This is a genomic window from Pisciglobus halotolerans, assembly GCF_900113675.1.
Taxonomy (GTDB): Bacteria; Bacillota; Bacilli; order Lactobacillales; family Carnobacteriaceae; genus Pisciglobus; species Pisciglobus halotolerans.
The window spans coordinates 16,614-37,070 of record NZ_FOQE01000013.1; the positions used below are offsets into that span (position 1 = coordinate 16,614).

Sequence of the window (20,457 nt, forward strand, 5' to 3'; positions counted from 1 at the left end):
TTTTTGATGCATCTTTCAACTGTCTTCTTTCCTTTGACTCAAGTCGCTTTAGAAAAGAACTATTTATTCATCTGCAGTTGTGGTTGCATTTGCTGCATCGAGTTCTTCAGTTATGCCAGTATTTCGTTCAACGATCAAGTTTATGATCCGTGAAACTTCGATCTCATTGGCTTTTAACGTATAATTCTGATACTTGACGATCGCTTCTTCGTCCTGGCGCGGAATGTTTCCATACTCTAGAATAAAGAAACCAGCAATCGTATCTACATCATTGGATTCAATATCGGTGTTGAAAAATTCATTGAATTTAGACAAGGGTGTCGATCCGTCGACTAAGTAACGATTCTCTGAAAGTTGCTCAACTAAGTCATATACTTCATCATATTCATCATCGATATCACCAACGATTTCTTCCACTAAGTCTTCTAAGGTTACGATCCCTACGACTCCACCATATTCGTCATTCAAAATAGCCATTTGGTTGCGGCTTTTCTTCAATTCATACAACAAGTCGTCAATATAGATCGTCTCAGGAACAAATAGAGGTTCATTCATGATATCTTTTAAATCGATGTTGTCTAAAGGCTGTTTTTGGCTTTCGCGCAACAGACTCTTCACATGGATGATCCCGATAATATTATCCTTGTCTTCATCATATACAGGGATACGAGAATAAGAACTTTCAAGGATCTCTGGAATGTTTTCTTCACTGCCGTCATCATAGTCGATCATAAAGGTATCTGTACGAGGCACCATAACTTCTTTCGCCATTTTGGTGTCTAAGGACAGTACGCCTTTTAACATAGAGAACTCTGCGATATCGATCGCTTCATCTTTTTGACTTTGTTCAAGGTAAACTCTGAACTCATCACGCGTCATTTTTTCTTCTTCTTCAGAGAACTCGATCGGTGTGAGTTTCTTTAAAAGACTCACAGAGAAAGACAGCAACTTCACAAAAGGCAGCATTATCTTTTGAACTGTAATGATCGTTCCTGCTAAGCCTAATGCCACACCTTCAGAACGTTGCAAAGCAATTGATTTCGGAAAAAGTTCTCCGAAAACTAACGTCACATAAGAAATCATCAATGTGACGATCACAACAGCAAGCGTGTGCGCTCCTGGAATGCCGCCTAAAAGCGGAGACAAACGTGAAGCCAATGACGTTGCGGCTGATGCACTGTTTAAGAACCCTGAAAAGGTGATAGCTACTTGGATAGTGGATAAGAAATTATCCGAATTGCCAAGCAGTTTCAAAACATTTTGGGCTTTTTTATCTCCTGCTAAAGCTTTTTCACTGATTTTTCCTTTGTCTAAAGATACGAAAGCTATTTCAGCTGCTGCAAATATAGCATTGATCGCAGTCAGTACAATAATTAAGATTATCTGGACACTGAGTGACGAGTCACTGGGGTCTGGATTCATTTAACATCTTCTCCTTTAAATAGATAGACCAATTTTCTTTTTGTGTTTTAAAATTAATTAGAAGATACCATAAAAAATCTCAAATCACAACTTTATTCTCTCTTCGTTTATTCATAGATTAGCGAGCTTACGCTGTTTATTGGTAACGCTCGATTTCATCTTGTCTGTATTTTTTCATTTTTTCTTTAAAAATTTCTCCGTTGCTGGGTGGTGTATAGGTGATAGCATTCGCACCAGCTTCAATCGTCTCAATAATGCTTTCTTCTGTTGGTCCACCTGTCGCTATGATCGGCAAATCTGGATATTTTTCGTGTATATCGCGAACGATCTCTACTGTTTTTCCCGCACCGCTTACATTGATAATATCGACGCCGGACGCCAACATTTGCTCAATGTCGGCATAAGGAGTCACAACCGTTTGAATGACCGGGATATCAACCGTTTCATCGACTTGTTTCACTGTATCCAATGGTGTGGCGGAATTAACGACTACCCCTAGACAGCCATGAGCTTCTGCAAACAAAGCCATCTGTGCAGAACGAGGCCCATGTGTCATGCCGCCGCCTACTCCTGCCAAAACCGGTATATTGCTGACATTTGAAATGGCTTGAATGATTGCCGGATGCGGCGTAAAAGGATAAACCGCAATGACTGCATCTGCATCGTTATTCATAATAATAGCAATATCGGTCGTGAAAATAACAGACCGGAATTTTTTCCCGTTAATAATGATCCCGCTTGCTTTTCTGGTTGCTTTCGGCACTTGAACATAACCTCTGCGCAAATCAGTCTGAACTTTAGGGCTCTTTTTTTTCTCCATATTACCCTCCTGAATTTTTCCGTGATTCGATCGTCTCCCGCTTTTATTTGAGATAGAAGCTAAGGGATGATCATCGAAAGACTTTTTAAAAGACAGTTATTGCCTGTTTAAAGCATAGAAAAATATTCTTGATATTTGCTATCAATCGTACTGGTATAAACGATATTGTTCGATCAAGTGGATCAGTTTGTCTGGATAAGTTGGATCAGTTGCATAGCCGCTTTTGCTCAAAGCGACGGCAGCCTCTTTGTAATCTTCTGCTTCTAGTACAGTCTGATATTGGTCCGGGTTCCAATTCGTACCATTGACGAAAAGAAGCGCATGGTCTTTCATGGATTCACGCCAGTCATCATATTTTCTAAAAGGGGCCTCTATTTCGATCCACTCTCCATCGACATATTCCTTTGTTCTCATGTTTACAGTATTTTTAGGATCGCTCCCTTTGATGCCGTAGTAATTGTTGTTTTCAACGGATAAATCACTAGTGCCCCAATTTGATTCTAAAATAGCTTGGGCAATGCTGATACTAGGCAGCACATCATATTCTTCCTGTAATGTTTGCGCATATCCTGATAAACGGATAATAAACGCTTCTTTTTTTTCATTCGTAGAGATCGGCGACGAAACAGATTCGCTCAAGTAAATCAATGTTCCAAAAAAGATGACCATCACAACAATAAATGACCCAATGATAAAGTGGAGGCAGCCTCTTCTTTTCCTTTGATAAGGTTTATACTGATAAACCGGCTTTTTACGCTTTTTTTGTGCCACAATACTATTCCTCTCTCATGACCCTTTTGTATATATTGAAACAAGATAATAAAGAAGCGAAATTTCGTGCAACGTTAGGCTTAGTTGGACTTCGAAACACAGAAAGCCAATCGGTAACAACTCTCGCTATCGCTCGTCTTATACTGTTCGACTAATCAGCTGAAGCAGGAAGTCTCACAGCAACTTGTGACATCCGCACAACCGCTTCGCTGGGTTGCTTGCGTTGTTCCTTCGTTAGTGCTTGCTACCGAGCTTGATTTGTAAAACAAATCTTAGCGAGATAGTACAAAGCGAGCATAGCGAGACTTTGCGCCATTACAATTCTTTTAGGTCGCTTCACATTGTCATGGCTCTTGCGATTTTAATCGCTTAGAGACCTGATACACTTTGCTGGAACGACAACAGTGCCTCCGAAAACGGTTTTGCTTTTCATTTTCCTGACGACTCTATCAGCCTCGCTCCGCATCCTTTATTTTCCGGCTTCTTTTAGTAGGTCGATGTATTCTTCCAGGGATAGTTGGTGCTTTTCTATATATTTGGCGTTTTCTTTGCCGACGTAGCGGAAGTGCCATGATTCGTATTTGATCCCTGTTTCTTTTTCTTTGTCTTTTGGAAAGCGCAGGATAAAGCCATGGTCTGCCATGGTTGAGACTAGCCATTGTTGTGATTCTTGTGTGTCATACTCTGGGTCTAATCCGTGTCCAGCGTTGATCCAGTCGATGTCGACCATGTCAAGGGCTAAGCCTGTATGGTGTTCACTGCCGCCTGGGATTGCAATGTAATCTTCTGTTCGTTGTACGGCTTCTTCTTTTGAGTAGCCTTCATTCATATAGTGTTTGATTTTATTGTTATAATTTGTTTCTTGGTGTGAAATCGAGCGATATGCAGAAGCTAAATAAACGCTGTATCCTGCTTTTGCTGCATCTTTCATCCATGTTTGATAGGCGTCTACGATTCGTTCATCCATTTGTTTGCCTTCTTCGACTTCTTTTAATGGAATCCCTTTTTCTGTATCTTTATCGATTGGTGTCCAGTTATTGACTAAGATAAGATTCCAATCGCTCGTCGAAACATCTGGAAGTTCAGCTAACATCTCTTGGTGTTCTTTTTCTTCTTTTGTCATCTCAGATGATGAAGAAGCCGCTTCGCTTTGTACACTTTCTTTTGTTGAACTGTCTGAGATTTGTTGCGTGCCCTCTAATTGACTGCATCCTGCCAGTACGCTCGTTGCTATTAAAGGGATCATCCATTTTAATTTCATGCTTCTTGCTCCATTCTCTTTCTCAATTTACATTTTATCTTGCACGTTTACACTTTTTTCCACTCTTTATTGTAAAACAAATTGGAAAGATTTCAACAGTCCAAAGTCGTAATTTAATAAAAATTTGGTTTTCTTTTATACATTGTGCATTGGATAACGATTCTCTACATGTTGGCCAAACCATTCCAATAAATCTTGTTTTTCAGTTTGGATCTGCTGCTGAACGATGCCAGGCAAACGCAATTCAATGCGATCGGTATAACTCCAGAAGTCATAGTGCGTTTCAATTCGTAAAATGGTTTGATTCGTTTTACGTCCATTTGCTTCCTCTTCTTCTGTAAAATCTTTTTGAAAACCAATTGTGGCAATCCCAGCAGATAGCCATTTTTTTGCTACAAAGTATTTCATATTCATATATTCTGATACAGGATTCATACGAACTTCTGTAATCAGCAAGGCGTTGCGGCAAACTTTTTGAACCATCATCCATTCATAATCGGTAAACAGTGCTGCTACTTTTTTCATATTCTCGGCCTTTAAACCTTGCTGCCCTTTTTTCCAACGGTCCCAACTTTGAGGAGAAATGCCGAGTTGAGAAGTATAAAAAGCTTTTTCTGAAGTGTATTGCTCTTTGAGCGCTTGTAAAACGATTTGAACTAACGATTCATGCATATCTGTTCACTCCTATCCTCTTTTGGCTTAAGTCTACACTTTTTACGTTAATTTTAAAATTTATTACCCTTTTGCTGTTTCTATATTTCTGTTTTGTTATTTGTTATAATGAAAACGAAGACATTTTTATCTTGAAGGGAGAACGATCACGTGACAAAAACAGTGAATTGGGGAATTATCGGTTTGGGAGGAATTGCAAACGAGTTCGCGCGTGCTTTTGATGCCGAGAATGCGGCTCTATAAGCAGCTGGATCAAGAAATTTGCAAAAAGCTAAAGCATTTGCGGATCAATACAATATTCCAAAGGCTTATGGCAATTATGATTCTTTATTATTCGATCCAGAAATCGATGTGGTTTACATTGCTACACCTCACAGCCATCATGCTGATTTGATATTGAAAAGCTTGCGAAATGGCAAACACGTTTTGTGTGAAAAAGCCATCACAATGAATGGGAAACAACTGGAAGAAGCCGTATATTTGGCAAAAGAAAAGAATGTGATCCTTGCTGAAGCGATGACGATTTACCACATGCCGTTGTATCACAAATTAAAAGACATCATCTCAAGCGGTCAGTTAGGAAAACTTAAAATGCTCCAAGTTTCATTCGGCAGTTTGAAAGAAGCCGATCCATCCAATCGTTTCTTTAATAAAGAGATCGCAGGCGGAGCTCTATTAGATATCGGCGTTTATGCTCTTTCATTTGCCAGATTCTTTTTGAATCAACAGCCAAGTGAAATTTTAACTACCATGAATCTTTATGAAACGGGTGTAGACGAACAGTCTGGTATTTTATTGAAAAACGAAAAAAATGAAATCGCCACTGTTTCGCTCAGCTTCCGTGCAAAAATGCCAAAAGTCGGTATGGCTGCATTTGAAAAGGGCTATATCACAGTGACAGATTATCCACGTGCTGACAAAGCGTTGATCACTTACCCGGATGGGGCTACGGAAACAGTTGAAGCAGGCGATTCAGCTAAAGCACTTCATTATGAAATTGCTCATATGACCGATAAGATCCTTAATGGTACAAAAGATGACTATCTAGCCCTTACACAAGATGTGATGGCGATCATGGATGACTTAAGACAGCAATGGGGGCTTCAGTACGATTTTGAATAGATGATGAAATAGAGAATCACGAGAGTACAGATTACTTGCTGCTCTTGTGTTTCTTTTTGTATGTTCATCAAGCTTTTCAATCCGTTCAATAAGTTGTATCATGGTAACTGCTTCTTTTTTAAGGACAGTTCAAAACTGTTTATGAAGCAAAATCTTTTTTAAAAAAAGTGGGGAAATGAGTAGTGAAGAACCATCTTATTGGTATGCGGACATTTAAAACAGCTCTTTCTGTTTGGATCACCCTTGTACTATTTTATTTTATGAATGAACGTACGCCTATGATCGCAGCTTTGGCAGCAGTAGTCGTACTGAAGGAATCGCCGAAAAGTAGTCTGACATCAGGTAAGCATCGGGTAATGGGAAATTTTTTAGGTGCACTTACGGCGTTAATGTTGATCGTTGTCAAGCAACTGGTTCAACATGATGTCTTAGTTGAATTATTTGGCGCTCCGTTTGCAGTTATCTTCATGATCGTTGCCTGTAACAAACTGAACTATAAGACTGGGACCATCGGAGGAATCGCAGCTTTTTTCATGACTTATTTTAGTGCTCCTGATGTTCAGCCAATCTTGTATGCTGCAAACCGTTTGATCGATACATTGATCGGCTCGCTGATCGCCATTTGTATCAATTATCTTGTAGATAAAGAAGTGATGTTGCAATGGAAAAATCGCTTGTTGAAGAAATAGTCATGTTGAAATCGTCAAAAAAGCTTCTAATTAGAGGGTTTGCTTAAAACTACTCTATTAGAAGCCTTTTTTGTGACTGCTCAAATTTCGTTTCTCTTTTGAGTCGGAACGATACTCCTTTTGCGTACCAACTCAAACTTGTTGCTGCTTCTGAGTTTGTCATTAACGCCTCTTATTGACTAACTCAAACCTGTTGCTACTCTCGAGTTGGTCATTAACCCCTCTTATTGACAAACTCAAACTTATTGCAGCTCTCGAGTTGGTCATTAACCCCTCTTATTGACTAACTCAAACTTATTGCAGCTCTTGAGTTGGTCATTAATGTCTCTTATTGACTAACTCAAACTTGTTGCAGCTCTTGAGTTGGTCATTAATGCTCTTAAATAAAAAACTCAGCTGCCAGCCTAAAGAGGTCTTTGCGCTTTTTAGGGCGTTAACCTGTTTTTAGTCTGACAGCTGAATGTCATGCTCTTTTCATCGACCTCGCTTCGCATTGTCATGGCTCTTGCGATTTTTAATCGCTTAGAGACATGACACACTTTGCCGGAATGGCATCAGTACTTCCAATAACGATTTTGCTTTTTCAGGACTTCTCCGTATCCTTGTAGTTGAGTTGCGCGAGGTAGAGTCTCGGCAAAATTCAAAAGACGCTCACATGCGCTGGATGGTCTGTGTTGTCATGGCTCTTGCGATTTTTATCGCTTAGAGACATGATACACTTTGCCGGAACGGCAACAGTGCTTCCGATAATGGTTTTGCTTTTTCATTTTTCTGTCGTCTCTATCGACCTCGCTTCACATCCTATTAGTTGAGTTGCGAAAGCCAGAGTCTTTGCAAAAAAGATAAGTTGTTTTGATGCGCGCTCCGCTGCTCTCTTCAACAACTTCCTATTTTTGCTGTGACTCTTGCAGGCTTTCTCCGTATCCTTGTTTTTAGTCTATGGTTTTGAGTGCTTCGAGCATGTTGATGTGTTTTAGTTTGATATGCATGGCGATCATGACGATGGTTGAGAATATGGTCGTTAGGATCGCTGCGTATATATAACTAGAGATGGAGATGATTGGGCTGAACATCATTTGGTCGATTTCGACTGTTTGTAGGACGAAGCCATGTAGGATGAAACCTAGTAATAGACCAACGATAATCCCCATAAAGGTCAACAACAGGTTCTCACGGTAAATATACATGGTCACTTCGTTATCATAAAAGCCTAGTACTTTTATTGTCGACAGCTCTCGCACACGTTCGGAAACGTTGATGTTGGTCAAATTGTATAAGACAACAAACGCTAGCAAAGCAGCTGAGACCACTAAGATAATCGTGACAATGTCTAAACTATCTAAGGTACTTTGGAAACTGTCGCTGAAAGTACTGACAAAACTGACGCCTGCTACACTTTTTTGATCCGTTAAAGCTGTACCAAATGTTTTCTCCCATTCTTCTGATTCGCTGTATTTCAACAATTGCATCGTATAGTCTGGTTTTTCATTCGTTACTTTTTCATAATAAGTCGGTGACAAGTAAACATCATGACCTAGATAGTTTTCAGCAATATTGTTTACTTTAACCGTAAAGTTCTCCTGATCATTATTTGTGATTTCCAAAGTGTCGCCTTCTTTAAGATCATACAACTTAGCTAATTTTTCAGTAATGATCGCTCCAGTATCATCCAGTTTGAATTGTTTTCCTGTTTCTCTATCATTCAACAAAATAAACTGGTTGATGCGTTCAGGATCTTGTGGAATGAACAAGTTTACTTCTTGCTGATTCACACCTTTTTGATTGACCGTGTCATTTTCTTGATCGACCATTAACGCATCGGATACTTCTGTGGTTTCTTCAATCAGCTGCTGATACTTTTCTTCACTGTTTTCTGAAGCTGAGTCATCCAATGCAACGATGGCTTGGTATTGATGCAATTTGCCATATTGCAGTGACGCAACATCTTCAATTGAATCCGATAACCCCAAACCAGTCAGGATCAAAGCAGTACAGCCGGCTACGCCTGAAATGGTCATCAGCATCCGCTGTTTATAACGGAATAGATTACGCGCTGTTACTTTTTGTGTAAAACTCATTCTTTCCCAAATTGGTGTTAAGCGTTCCAAGAAAATGCGTTTTCCGATCTTAGGCGCTTTCGGCCGCATCAATGTGGCAGCATTGCTTTTTAGCGAAACACGAACAGCTGCAAAAGCAGCGACACCGGTACATAAGAATGCGACGAGGTAAGAAATCAAAATGGCAGGGATAGGATAGGAAATCCGCACCTCAGGCAAATGATACATGGCTCCGTATGCATTAAAAATCACTGTCGGGAATAAATAGAACCCGATTGCTAATCCGATAGAGGCTCCAAGTAAGCTAGCCAGCATCGAATAGACGACAAACTTTTTCGCAATGTCCCAGTTAGAATAACCTAATGCCTTCAAAGTCCCCATTTGTGTCCGCTGTTCATCTACCATCCTTGTCATCGTTGTCAAGGAAACCAGAGCGGCAATGAGGAAAAAGAAGATCGGGAAGATTTTTGAAATAGCAGCGATTCGTTCAGCATTGTCATTGTATTCAGCATAACCTGGATTGTCCGTTCGATCCAAAACAAAGTATTCTGGTAACGGAACATCTTTGAGCTGTTTCTCTGCTTCTGCAATATCCGCTTCACCGTCTGCGATTTTTTCTTCGCCTTCTGCTTGTTTTTCTTTAAACTCTTCTAAACCTGCTTCATAATCTGCTTGTCCATCTTCAAGTTTTGCTTTGGCTTTTGCCAATTCAGCTTCACCAGAAGCTTTTTGTTCATCCAATTCTTGTTGGCCTGTTGCAATTTGTTCTTTTCCAGCAGCCAATTGATTTTCAGCTTTTTTGATTTGAGCTCGTCCATCATCGATTTGTTGCTGTCCGGCTTTCAACTGAGCTTCCGCTTCACTTAATTGGCCTTCACCTGATGAAAGACCAGCTGCTGTTTGATCTAATGCGGCTGCCATGTTAACGGGCGGTACTTCTCCAGCAAAATAACCAGCAAAAGCATCTCCTAAACTTTTATCGATTTGTTTGCCTTGTTGGATCAAGGTTTGCTGTTGATCAGCAGCAATCTGCTCACCAGGAGATTGTACTGCTTCACGGGCAGACTGCAAGAACACTTGAGCTGACTCTTTTTGTTCTTCTGGCAATTCAGCAAGGGAAGCTTCAAATCCGTCTAGAGCTTGTTTTGCTGCGGATGCCGGTACTTTTCCGGCAAAGTAGCCTGTCAACACACCTGCTAATTCCGGATCAATTTGCTCTGCAGTACTGCTCAGTGATTGCTGGGTCTCTTGCGCTACTTGATCTTTAGGATAAATGATAGCCGCTTGTGCCTGTTCAAGATAATTTTTGCTGTTGTTCAGTTGTGCTTTTCCCTCTTCTTTTTTCTGTTCAAATTGGGCTTTCTTTTCGTCCAATTCCGCTTGAGCTTGCTTCAAGTCCGCTTTTTTATTAGCCAGTGTTGTTTCGGCTTCTTTTAATTCCTGCCGTTTTTGATCGAGGGTCGCTTGAGCATCAGCAATTTTTTGATCCATCTGTGCTTTATTTTCTTGATAAGCTGCCCAGCCATTATCTAGTTCTTCTTTAGCATCAGCCAGTTCTTGTTCGCCATCTTCTAATGCCTTTTTAGCTGAGGCGATCTCTTCTTTCCCTTTATCGATTTCTTTTTGGATCTCATCTTGAATATCTTTTTTTCTTTCTTCCGGACGTTTTTCCAAAGCTTTTTCGATCTTATCTGTTTTTGCTTCGATTGCTTTTTCATACTCCGGCGAATAAGCAGTCTGCTGTGTGACATTTGAAAAACGCAGATCAGCTTCTGTATATACATCCATATCAAAATCTGTTTCAGGAATAAAGGCGAAGCCGTCTAATGTCCCGTTACCGACAGTTGTGTTTCCTCTTGAGATCGTTTCGATATATTCAGGAGAAGCGGTGAATCCGACCACTTTAAAAGAGGTCTTTTTCAAGTTACTTGTTCCCTCTTCTTCCTCCGATGTTTCGATCTCGATCGTATCTCCGATTTTGTAAGCTTCCTGATAATCATTTTTTGAATCTAAAGTGATTTCTCCAGAATGTTCAGGCAGCCGTCCTGAAACGAGGTACGGTTGATTGAGCGGATTTTTTTCGTTTAAAGGAATACTCATCAACTTTGTTACCAAGCTAGATTGCGCTAGCACAACGTCTTGGGTATAACGCGTTTCAACCGCTGCATCTTCTAAATCGGCTAGAATATCCAGATCATCTTCAGTCAATCCCATTGTTGATTGGACTTTGATATCCATCAGCTGCTGATCTTTATAATAATGATCAGCCGTATCGACCATGTCAGGACTGGTTGCAGTGATTCCCGCATAAAAAGCTACACCAAGTAATATGATGGAAAAAATAGATAAAAAGCGTGCTTTTGACTGTCCAATCTCTTTAACGATGTCTTTCCATAAGGCTTTTTTCTTCACAGACATCCCCTACCATTCTATTTCTGTTACTGACTTAGGATTTTCATTGACAGTGATTTGGCGAACTTTAGCATTATTGATCTCAATCGTTCGATCTGCCATTGGTGTGATGGCTTGGTTATGCGTGATGACAATGACTGTAGTCCCATATTGATCACATGTTTTTTTCAGCAGTTTCAATACTTGCTTTCCTGTTTCATAATCTAAAGCACCTGTTGGCTCATCACAGAGCAACAATTTGGGCTGTTTGGCCAATGCTCTTGCGATAGCTACACGCTGTTGCTCTCCTCCAGATAGTTGTGCAGGAAAGTTGTCCATTCGTTCACCTAAACCTACATCTCTTAAAACAGTTGCTGCATCTAATGCATTTGGTGAAATTTCAGCTGCCAGTTCTACATTTTCTTTCGCCGTTAAGTTAGGGACAAGATTATAGGACTGAAAAACAAAGCCAATCGCTTCACGACGATACCCGGTCAGCTTCTTTTCAGAAAAGTTAGCAATATCTGTACCATCGATCTCCACTATCCCTTCATCAGGTGAATCCATGCCGCCTAAAATATTCAAGACCGTCGTTTTCCCAGCACCACTGGGGCCAACGATCACCGCAAACTCACCTTCCTCTATTTCGAAGGTGATGCCATCATTAGCGGCCACGATCGTTTCGCCCATGCGGTAACGTTTGTACTCATCTTTTACTTTTACAAAAGCCACTTTCTGTTCCTCCTTCTTTTCATTTCCTGCATATAAGATCTATTCAGCTTGATTCAACCGACTATGATGATAGCCAAATAATAGATAGATCAATATCCCGAGTACTAGCCATATACCAAATGCGATCCATACAGATAAAGACAGCTGGACCATCAAGTACAAACAAACCAAGATAGAAATGATCGGCAGCAACGGAACAAGCGGCACACGAAACTCACCAGCTTTTGGTTCTCCAAATGTTTTTCTCAACTTGATGATTCCTGCTGCAATGATCACAAAGACCATCAATGTCACGATATTCGTCAATTCGGCCAGACGATCTAAAGGTACCACGCCTGCTAAGACTGTAGTGACGATACCGGCTAAAATAGTCGCTTTTTTAGGAGTATGGTTTTTCTCATCTATTTCACTCAATGATTGCGGCAACAATCCATCGCGACTGATCGCAAAGAGCAGACGTCCTAGTCCATACAGCATTGAGATCAAAACCGTCAGCAAAGTTAAGATAGCTCCCACCGAAATCAAACCTGCAATAAAATCCTGCCCAATAAAACGCATAGCAAATGAAACTGCGTCTCTTACATCAAGTTGATCAAAAGGAACCAATCCGGTCAGTACCAATGTCACAAGGATATAAAGCGCTGTGGCGATCCCAAGAGAGCCGATGATTCCTCTGGGTACACTTTTTTGAGCGTCTTTCGTTTCTTCTGCTGCTGTACTGACGGCATCAAAACCGAGAAAGGCAAAGAAAACGATTGCTGCACCTTCCATGATGCCATTCATTCCAAATGGCATAAACGGCGACCAATTTTCAGGTTTGACATAAAAGAAGCCGACGATGATAAACAAGAGGATCAAAGAAAACTTGATCAAAACCATTAGATTATTCAACCGTAGTGCACGTTTGGCTCCTTGAATAATCAATATCGTCACGATCAACGTGATCAAAACGGCGATCAAATCTATATACGTTCCTTTTTCCGGCTGAAAAGAAGCGGTTAAAGCTGTAGGCAAGCCGATTCCTAAGCCTTTTAAAAATCCATTTAAATAGCCGGACCACCCAGAAGCAACCGAAGCACAGGCTAATAAATACTGACAGATCATTAACCAGCCGATGAGCCAGCCGATCACTTCACCGAAAATGGTATAACCATAAGAGTAAGCTCCTCCCGAGACTGGTACCCTTGAAGCGAACTCAGCAAAGCAAAGAGCTGATAGTGCACAAGAGAAGGCTGCAATCACGAACGATATGATCAATGAAGGACCGGCAGTCGCTGCTGCTGCTGTTCCCGTGATCACAAAGATCCCTGTCCCAACGATAGCCCCTAACCCAAGCAGAACCAAATCCATCGTTTTCAATTCTTTTGATAAAGTTGTTTCTCTTGTTTCTTGTGAGGCTAAAGGCATTTTCCTAAAAACATTCATGTGTCATTCACTCAACTCTCTTTTATTTTCTCTTCCTATTTTCTCTTCTCATTCTACAAAACACGAACGCTTTGAACAACCTTAAACTTCATTTCCTTAGAAATACTTAGAAAAGCCTGCTTTCTTATGGTACACTACAAAAAAAGACCGAGCGGATAAGTATGACCAAAGAAGTTCTTGTTCATCTATAAAATACGTAAAAAAGAAACAAGCTCAGGTTATCGGTTAACAGCATACTAACGATAGAATCGGATAAAGAATGGAGTCAAAAAATGAATGTGGATGTATTGATCGTTGGCGGCGGCACCAGCGGCATGATGGCAGCCATTTCGGCAGCTGAAAATGGAGCAGTCGTTGGACTGGTCGAAAAAAATAAAACCTTGGGCAGAAAACTGCTCGTTACGGGTAACGGACGCTGTAATGTGACAAATAATCGAGACAAAGAAGAAATCATCGCGCATATTCCTGGTAACGGACGCTTTTTATACAGTGCTTTTGCCCAATATGACAATTACGATATCATGAACTTCTTTCGTTCGAATGGTGTCAAATTGAAAGAAGAAGATCATGGCCGTATGTTTCCAACCACTGATCGTTCTCGAACGATCTTAGAGACTCTGCAGCGTCGGATGGAAGAGTTGAATATTATGGTCTACACCGATGCAGCAGTGGACACGCTGCTGATCCATGATCAAGTGATCCAAGGGGTTCGTTTGAAAGATGGGCGTGAACTGACCGCTGCCAGCGTCATTGTATCTGTTGGCGGAAAAGCGATGCCGCGCACCGGTTCAACAGGAGATGGCTACCAATGGGCCAAAAAAGCCGGGCATACCATCAAAGAGCTTTACCCGACAGAAGTGCCGATCACCTCTCAAGAAAGCTTTATCCAAAACCGCGTATTGCAAGGTTTGTCATTACGAGATATTGCATTAAAAGTATATAACAAAAAAGGAAAAACAGTCATCACTCATCAAATGGATATGATCTTTACCCATTTTGGTATTTCAGGTCCTGCTGTTTTGCGCTGCAGTATGTTTGTCTTGCAAACGATGAAAAGAGACAAAACAAATGCTGTTACGATGGGCATCGATGCACTGCCAGACCAGTCACAACATGAGCTTCAGCAACAGATTCAACAGCTGATCAAAACGGAAGGCGAAAAGGCTGTTAAGAATGCTTTAAAAGGCTTGATACCAGAACGTTACTTGCTCTTTGGTCTAGAACGCTTGTCCATTGACGAAAGTCTGCCACTCAAACAATTGAATGAGCAGCAGATCAAGGATATCATTTCTTTCCTAAAAGATTTCCGTTTTCAAGTTCATGGTTCTTTGCCGATCGAAAAAGCTTTTGTTACAGGCGGCGGGATCAATACAAAAGAAGTCGATCCCAAAACAATGGAAAGCCGATTGACAAAAGGGCTCTTTTTCAGTGGAGAAGTCTTAGACTATAATGGTTATACGGGCGGTTATAATATCACCGGTGCTTTTATCACAGGACGCATCGCAGGCATGCATGCTGCTTATTATGCTCAAACAGCCACACAAAAATAGCTGCCTGCTATAGAAATATAAAAATCAAAAAAACGAACAGCCTTTATTCTCTATGGCCGTTCGTTTTTTTAATTATTTCACATCTATTTCGGCAAAGGTCCCATTGGTGACACGCACCAAATCTTGCGGATCCACTTCTACTTGCAGACCTCTTTTGCCGGCTGACACGATGATCGTCTCTTTCTTTTCTGCCTGAGCAGAAAAATAAGTTGGAAAGTCCTTTTTCATTCCAATGGGCGAACAACCGCCCCTGATGTAGCCCGTTGTCGCCAACAAATCCTTCATATGAAGCATTTCGACTTTTTTATTTTGGCTTGCTTTTGCTAACGCCTTTAAGTCAAGCTCACTGTTTCCAGGAATAACCGCTACGATGACACCTGTTTTATCTCCTACTGTAACCAAAGTTTTATAAATACGATCAGGCGGTACATCCAAAGCTTCAGTGACTTGCTCTGCACCTAAGTGGTCTTCACTCCAAGGATACGTTCGAACGTTAAAAGGCACTTTGCGACTTTCTAAAAAACGAATCGCATTGGTTTTTGGCGTTTTCCCCTTTTTTGACATCTCAAAACTTCTTTCTTATGATTCTTTTTGAATGACACAGACTTTCAAATAATTACCTTCTTTAAAGTTTGGATGAACTTTAAAATCTTCAGGCAATCGATAGGTTTCTATGATCCGATACTGTTGACGTTTCGCTGCAAACGCTGCTTCGATCATTTGGTGAAACTTTTTAACAGAAACATTTGCTGCATTTGTCGAAGCAATGATCACTCCGTCGTCTTTGGTCACTTCTATAACATCTTCTAGTAAAGCAGCATAATCTTTGGCTACGCTGAATGTACGTTTTTTGGAACGAGCAAAGCTTGGCGGATCAACGACAACTGTATCAAAAGCTAAGCCCTTTTTGATCGCATATCGAAAATAATCAAAGACATCCATCACACGAATCACTTGTTGGTCTAACGGCAATCCGTTTACTTGAAACTGTTCTTGCGTTTTAGGCAGGCTTCGATTCGCTAAGTCAACGCTGACTGTTTTTACCGCTCCGCCCATAGCCGCTACTACTGAAAAAGCGCCTGTATAACTGAAAGTGTTCAAAACGGTTCGTCCAGCAGCATAATCCTCCATTAAACTTCTTCTAACATTATGTTGGTCAAGAAAGATCCCTGTCATCAATCCTTCATTCAAGTAAACGGCGAAATGAACGCCATTTTCTATGATGATCAATGGCTCAGGCGCTGTTTTCCCCCAAGTGTGTTCTGAAACCAGCTGGTCTTTACGAGGATAACGAAACTTTTGATAAATTCCTTTTATCTCCATATTGGTTGCTTTAAGAAAAGCGGCTAAAATCATGGACTGATGCTGAAAAATCCCTTCACTGTACCAAGAAAAAACAGCGTATTGGTCATAGATATCAATCGTTAAGCCACCTAATCCGTCACCTTCTCCATTAAACAATCTGAAGGCCGATGTATCCTCTGCTGATACAAAAGACTGTCTAGCTGCTTCAGCTTTTCGAAACAATTGTTCAAAAAAAGCTGTGCCTATTTTTTCTTTTGGATCCAACGTTAAGATCCAACCGTCTCCTTTATGCTGCTTAGCCAAGTAAGCCAATGCGATCGGCTGCTTTTCTTGATCTAAACAAGTGACGATCGTACCTTCTGGCTCATTGATGTGATGAGCAAAATCTTCTTTTACTAATAAAGGATATCCTTTTTTCACGCGCTGAGCCGCTTTTGTTTTTAACTGCACTTTTTTCACTGTTTCAACTCCTTTGAATCGATTTCTATCCTAGTATACCACAGTCCCATGAATACAAATGAAAACAAAACAGCTAGATACTGCTACTCATGAGAAAGGGTTTTGCGTTTTCTTCTTTTTATTATTCGATCAAGCACGCTGAATAATAGAATCCCGATGATCGTACCTGCTGTATTGAACAACACATCATCAATATCTGAAATGCCAGTGTCGAATAAAAACTGCATCGTCTCGATCAAAATAGAAACAGAAAAACCAATGCCTAGTGCTTTTAAAAATGAATAACGTTCTTTCAACAAATAGGCTGCGCCGAAGCCCATGGGGATAAACCAAAGGATGTTGCCATAAAAATTATAATAGTAGGAAAACAAACTGGTTCCGTGTGTCAGCTTGATCGTATGCACCAGTGGATGCCAGTTGATTTCACTCAATGAACGCCGATGGATCGACACATTCAGAATAGAAGTCTGTTCCCTAAACACCGTTAAATGAACCAGGAGCAAGACATAAAAAACAAAAATATTCAAAACCCATTCATGTTTAGAAAATAAGTTCTCTTTAATGTCAGCCTTTTTAACGAAAAACAAATACATCATTCTTAAAGAGATCCAAATGATAAAATAAAGGATCGTCCGATCTAAACTATAAAAAATCAGTTCAATCAAATAAAAATGATTGATCACTTCACCAAATCTAGCTTCGATCTGGTCAAAAAGAGGTTGTAAAAAAAACATACTGGAACAGAAGCCTCCCTTATTCATTCAATATTTCGATTTTATACAATAGAGTCAATGTGTTTTATTATACGATAGAAATTTACTAAACATAAGTCTTATTTTTCATTTTTCTATTTTGCCATAAATCAACCAAAAAGAAAAAGTTTAAACATTCTTAATTTATTTTTAAAAGTGCTCATATAGCTCATTCTAAAAGGGTTTCCAAGCTGTTTTGGGGAACAATCAAATTGACTATGCTGTTAATAAGCTGTAAAATGTGGGTTGATATATGTTCAGATAAACCTTTCTTTTCCGTTTTTTCTAGAGGAAGAGAAATATCGGATAGAGGATAAACAAAGGCTCTTTGGATGCTACCTGTTTGATTCCTTTCGTAACAGCTTTTATATTTTAGGAGGAAATAAAATGTCTACCATTAAACGTATGCTCAATTCGAGATTCGGCTTTTTTACTTTTGCCGTAATCCTCTTTTGGCTGAAAACTTACACCAGCTATTTGATTGATTTTGATTTGGGCGTTTCCGGAGCGATGCAGCAATTCATATTGTTTATCAATCCTTTAGCGACGACAGTTATCCTGTTTTCGATCGCATTCTACTTTAGTAAACCAAAGTCAGCTTACATTGCACTTTTTGTTGTTTACTTTGCCTTGAGCGTTCTGCTCTTTGCAAATATTCTTTACTATCGTGAGTTTACTGATTTCATTACCATCAATACTATCCTGGGTGCTAAGAATATCGCAAACGGTATTGGCGCAAGTACCTTTGCCATGATCAGGCTTCAAGACTTGCTGTACTGGTTAGATTTCGTCATACTGCTTGTTGTTCTGCTCAGTAAGAAAATTCCAGTTTCTATGGATCCGCGTCTAACGAAAAAAAGATCAGCTGTCGCTACTACTATTCTTGGTGTGACACTCTTTGCCGGAAACTTGACTTTAGCTGAAAGTGATCGTCCTCAGCTTTTGTTGCGGACATTTGACCGAAACTATATTGTGAAATATTTAGGACTTAATTTCTTTACAGCTTATGATGGTTATCAAACAGCTCAAGCTAACCAAATCAAGGCTAGTGCAGATGAATCCGACATGGAAAATGTTTTTAATTTTGTTCATGATCATTATGCGGCACCTGATAAAGATAAATTTGGGATCGCTAAAGGTCGTAACGTTATTTATATCCACTTAGAAAGTTTCCAACAATTTCTTCTAGATTATGAATTAGAAGATGAAAATGGCGAAAAGCATGAAGTGACGCCATTCTTAAATAGTATCTATCATGGTAATGACAGCTATAGTTTCAAAAATGCTTTCCATCAAGTTGGACAAGGAAAAACTTCAGATTCTGAGATGCTGCTTGAAAATTCCTTGTTTGGATTACCTCAGGGTGGCGCATTCTCTTCTGTAGGTTCAACAAATACCTTTGAATCAGCGACTAAAATCCTGCATTCGCAACAAGATTATACGTCAGCAGTCTTCCATGGAAATGTCGGCTCTTTCTGGAACCGCGATGATACCTACAAATCTTTAGGTATCGATTATTTCTTTGACAGTGGCTATTATGAGTTTACAGATGAAAATACCCTTGAATATGGAATGAAAGACAAGATTTTCTTCCAACAATCCATTCAATATTTAGAACAGCTGCCACAACCTTTCTATACGAAATTTATTACTGTTTCTAATCACTTCCCTTATCCACTAGATGAGGAAAATATTGATATTCCTGCTGCAACAACAGGAGATGCAACAATCGATAATTATTTCGTCACTGCTCATTATTTAGACCAAGCCGTCAAAGAATTCTTTGATTACTTGAAGGAAACTGGTCTTTATGACAACTCTGTTATCGTATTATATGGTGACCATTATGGTATCTCTAATGCCCGTAACAAGACACTTGCTCCGCTATTAGGAAAAGATCCGGCTGAGTGGACAGATTATGACAATGCTATGTTGCAACGCGTACCTGTCATCTATCATGTTCCTGGAGTAACAGATGGCGGAATTCAAGATACGTTTGGTGGTCAAGTAGACATGCTGCCTACTCTGCTCCACTTGCTTGGTGTAAATACTCAAGACTATGCCTTTATGGGTACAGACTTATTATCAAAAGACCATGATCAAAACGTGACATTCCGAAATGGAAATGTAGTCACTCCAGAATATACGATCATCGGTTCTACCGTTTATGATACTGATTCAGGAGAAGTTATTGGTAACATCAGTGATCTTCCAGAGGATCAAAAAGAAGAAATACAAGCCATTAAAGACAAAGCAAACACACAATTAAGTACGTCTGATAGCATCTTGCAGAGTGATTTGTTACGTTTCTACACTCCTGAAGGCATGAAAGATTTTAATCGGGCTGATTATAATTATCAAAACCAAATGGAACGTCTCCAAGAAGTGAACGCTGAACTGGGAGAAAATTCAACCAGTCTTATCCAACAAAACAACGGAGAATCTACCGTTCCGATGTATCAAACAGATGCACCTGAGTTACAAGATCAAGATGAAACTACTTCTTCCGATGAAGGCAATAGCAGTCAAGATGAAGGCGCGACAGACAATCCAGACACAGAACCTTCTGACGAAGCAGAATAAACTTTCCTATTATAGAGAAAGCAAAAAGAAAGAACCGGATGTTCTATTCGGTTCTTTCTTTTTTTATTGGTTCTACAGTATTTAACGTTGGTCTGTAAAAAATCAATTTTTTTACTGCTAAACTCGTTAGAATCCTATTTCTAGAAATTTCAGGAGGCGCATAGGGCTACTGATAGCCATGAAAAAAGATGCAATGTGAATCACTTAGTATTAGGCTTTAGCCGTTACACTAAGTTTAAAGCTTGCAAACATTGAGACGCGATCTTCGGCTCAATGTGTTTTCATGGCTTTCCATCAGTAGCCCATCGACCGTAGGAAATTTCTTTACCAACGTTAAAAGAGGAAGAACCTTTTTATTCCATTAAAGCTGGTAAGCCAACCTCGTTTTCAACGTTTCGAAAATGTCTTTCCTTGTTCTTCTCGAATCAAGCAGCAAAACGACTATA

14 protein-coding genes and 1 pseudogene are annotated in these 20,457 nt (G+C 40.0%); 4 read left to right on the forward strand and 11 right to left on the reverse strand.

Annotation, left to right across the window (positions count from 1 at the left end; genetic code table 11):
• Positions 1-63: 63 nt before the first annotated feature.
• The 5 genes from BM057_RS05955 to BM057_RS05975 form a co-directional block, all read right to left on the reverse strand.
• Positions 64-1,422 carry a hemolysin family protein gene (locus tag BM057_RS05955; RefSeq protein WP_092092182.1) on the reverse strand — a complete coding sequence of 453 codons (1,359 nt, stop codon included), beginning with the start codon at positions 1,420-1,422 and terminating at the stop codon, positions 64-66.
• A gap of 136 nt (positions 1,423-1,558) precedes the next feature.
• Complete coding sequence (locus BM057_RS05960; RefSeq protein WP_092092184.1) at positions 1,559-2,242, reverse strand: beta/alpha barrel domain-containing protein; 684 nt, start codon at positions 2,240-2,242, stop codon at positions 1,559-1,561.
• 141 nt (positions 2,243-2,383) lie between these two features.
• On the reverse strand, positions 2,384-2,911 hold the full coding sequence (locus tag BM057_RS05965) for a glycoside hydrolase family 73 protein (protein WP_092092216.1): 528 nt from the start codon (positions 2,909-2,911) through the stop codon (positions 2,384-2,386).
• Between the two features lie 571 nt (positions 2,912-3,482).
• Positions 3,483-4,274, reverse strand: coding sequence for a M15 family metallopeptidase (locus BM057_RS05970; RefSeq protein ID WP_047391779.1), 792 nt, complete (start codon positions 4,272-4,274; stop codon positions 3,483-3,485).
• Positions 4,275-4,409: 135 nt separating this feature from the next.
• A complete protein-coding gene (locus BM057_RS05975; RefSeq protein ID WP_047391781.1) occupies positions 4,410-4,946 on the reverse strand; it encodes a hypothetical protein in 537 nt (178 codons plus the stop codon).
• 150 nt (positions 4,947-5,096) lie between these two features.
• Here BM057_RS05975 and BM057_RS05980 point away from each other — a divergent pair.
• Together BM057_RS05980 and BM057_RS05985 are read left to right on the forward strand one after the other, a co-directional pair.
• Positions 5,097-6,068: pseudogene (locus BM057_RS05980) on the forward strand (Gfo/Idh/MocA family protein).
• Positions 6,069-6,250: 182 nt separating this feature from the next.
• Positions 6,251-6,757, forward strand: coding sequence for an FUSC family protein (locus tag BM057_RS05985; RefSeq protein ID WP_052181852.1), 507 nt, complete (start codon positions 6,251-6,253; stop codon positions 6,755-6,757).
• 932 nt (positions 6,758-7,689) lie between these two features.
• Here BM057_RS05985 and BM057_RS05990 read toward each other — a convergent pair.
• Genes BM057_RS05990 through BM057_RS06000 form a run of 3 tightly spaced genes read right to left on the reverse strand, consistent with a single transcriptional unit; the run spans position 7,690 to position 13,362 of the window.
• A complete protein-coding gene (locus BM057_RS05990) occupies positions 7,690-11,226 on the reverse strand; it encodes an FtsX-like permease family protein (RefSeq protein ID WP_218147451.1) in 3,537 nt (1,178 codons plus the stop codon).
• Between the two features lie 9 nt (positions 11,227-11,235).
• Positions 11,236-11,937 (reverse strand): ABC transporter ATP-binding protein, encoded by a 702-nt coding sequence (locus BM057_RS05995; RefSeq protein WP_092092188.1) that lies wholly within the window; start codon positions 11,935-11,937, stop codon positions 11,236-11,238.
• 39 nt (positions 11,938-11,976) lie between these two features.
• Positions 11,977-13,362, reverse strand: coding sequence for an APC family permease (locus BM057_RS06000; RefSeq protein WP_092092190.1), 1,386 nt, complete (start codon positions 13,360-13,362; stop codon positions 11,977-11,979).
• A 272-nt stretch (positions 13,363-13,634) separates the two neighbouring features.
• Between BM057_RS06000 and BM057_RS06005 the strand changes: the two genes are divergently transcribed.
• Positions 13,635-14,912, forward strand: coding sequence for a BaiN/RdsA family NAD(P)/FAD-dependent oxidoreductase (locus BM057_RS06005; protein WP_092092192.1), 1,278 nt, complete (start codon positions 13,635-13,637; stop codon positions 14,910-14,912).
• A gap of 72 nt (positions 14,913-14,984) precedes the next feature.
• On the opposite strand, the gene ybaK is transcribed toward BM057_RS06005, so the two are convergent.
• The 3 genes from ybaK to BM057_RS06020 all read right to left on the reverse strand — a co-directional run bounded on the left by ybaK (position 14,985) and on the right by BM057_RS06020 (position 17,410).
• Entirely contained in the window at positions 14,985-15,476 is a 492-nt protein-coding gene (gene ybaK, locus BM057_RS06010) for a Cys-tRNA(Pro) deacylase (RefSeq protein WP_092092194.1), read from the reverse strand.
• Positions 15,477-15,491: 15 nt separating this feature from the next.
• A complete protein-coding gene (locus tag BM057_RS06015; protein ID WP_047391799.1) occupies positions 15,492-16,676 on the reverse strand; it encodes a class I SAM-dependent rRNA methyltransferase in 1,185 nt (394 codons plus the stop codon).
• Between the two features lie 83 nt (positions 16,677-16,759).
• Complete coding sequence (locus BM057_RS06020) at positions 16,760-17,410, reverse strand: VanZ family protein (protein ID WP_092092196.1); 651 nt, start codon at positions 17,408-17,410, stop codon at positions 16,760-16,762.
• Between the two features lie 405 nt (positions 17,411-17,815).
• Here BM057_RS06020 and BM057_RS06025 point away from each other — a divergent pair, with 405 nt between their 5' ends.
• A complete protein-coding gene (locus BM057_RS06025) occupies positions 17,816-20,011 on the forward strand; it encodes an LTA synthase family protein (RefSeq protein ID WP_092092198.1) in 2,196 nt (731 codons plus the stop codon).
• The last annotated feature ends 446 nt before the right edge of the window (positions 20,012-20,457 follow it).

Excerpts from the sequence above, each read along its gene's own strand:
- BM057_RS05955 (WP_092092182.1), bottom strand. The coding sequence starts at position 1,422 with ATGAATCCAGACCCCAGTGACTCGTCACTCAGTGTCCAGATAATCTTA.
- BM057_RS05960 (WP_092092184.1), bottom strand. The coding sequence starts at position 2,242 with ATGGAGAAAAAAAAGAGCCCTAAAGTTCAGACTGATTTGCGCAGAGGT.
- BM057_RS05965 (WP_092092216.1), bottom strand. The coding sequence starts at position 2,911 with ATGGTCATCTTTTTTGGAACATTGATTTACTTGAGCGAATCTGTTTCG.
- BM057_RS05970 (WP_047391779.1), bottom strand. The coding sequence starts at position 4,274 with ATGAAATTAAAATGGATGATCCCTTTAATAGCAACGAGCGTACTGGCA.
- BM057_RS05975 (WP_047391781.1), bottom strand. The coding sequence starts at position 4,946 with ATGCATGAATCGTTAGTTCAAATCGTTTTACAAGCGCTCAAAGAGCAA.
- BM057_RS06000 (WP_092092190.1), bottom strand. The coding sequence starts at position 13,362 with ATGAATGTTTTTAGGAAAATGCCTTTAGCCTCACAAGAAACAAGAGAA.
- BM057_RS06005 (WP_092092192.1), top strand. The coding sequence starts at position 13,635 with ATGAATGTGGATGTATTGATCGTTGGCGGCGGCACCAGCGGCATGATG.
- ybaK (WP_092092194.1), bottom strand. The coding sequence starts at position 15,476 with ATGTCAAAAAAGGGGAAAACGCCAAAAACCAATGCGATTCGTTTTTTA.
- BM057_RS06020 (WP_092092196.1), bottom strand. The coding sequence starts at position 17,410 with ATGTTTTTTTTACAACCTCTTTTTGACCAGATCGAAGCTAGATTTGGT.
- BM057_RS06025 (WP_092092198.1), top strand. The coding sequence starts at position 17,816 with ATGTCTACCATTAAACGTATGCTCAATTCGAGATTCGGCTTTTTTACT.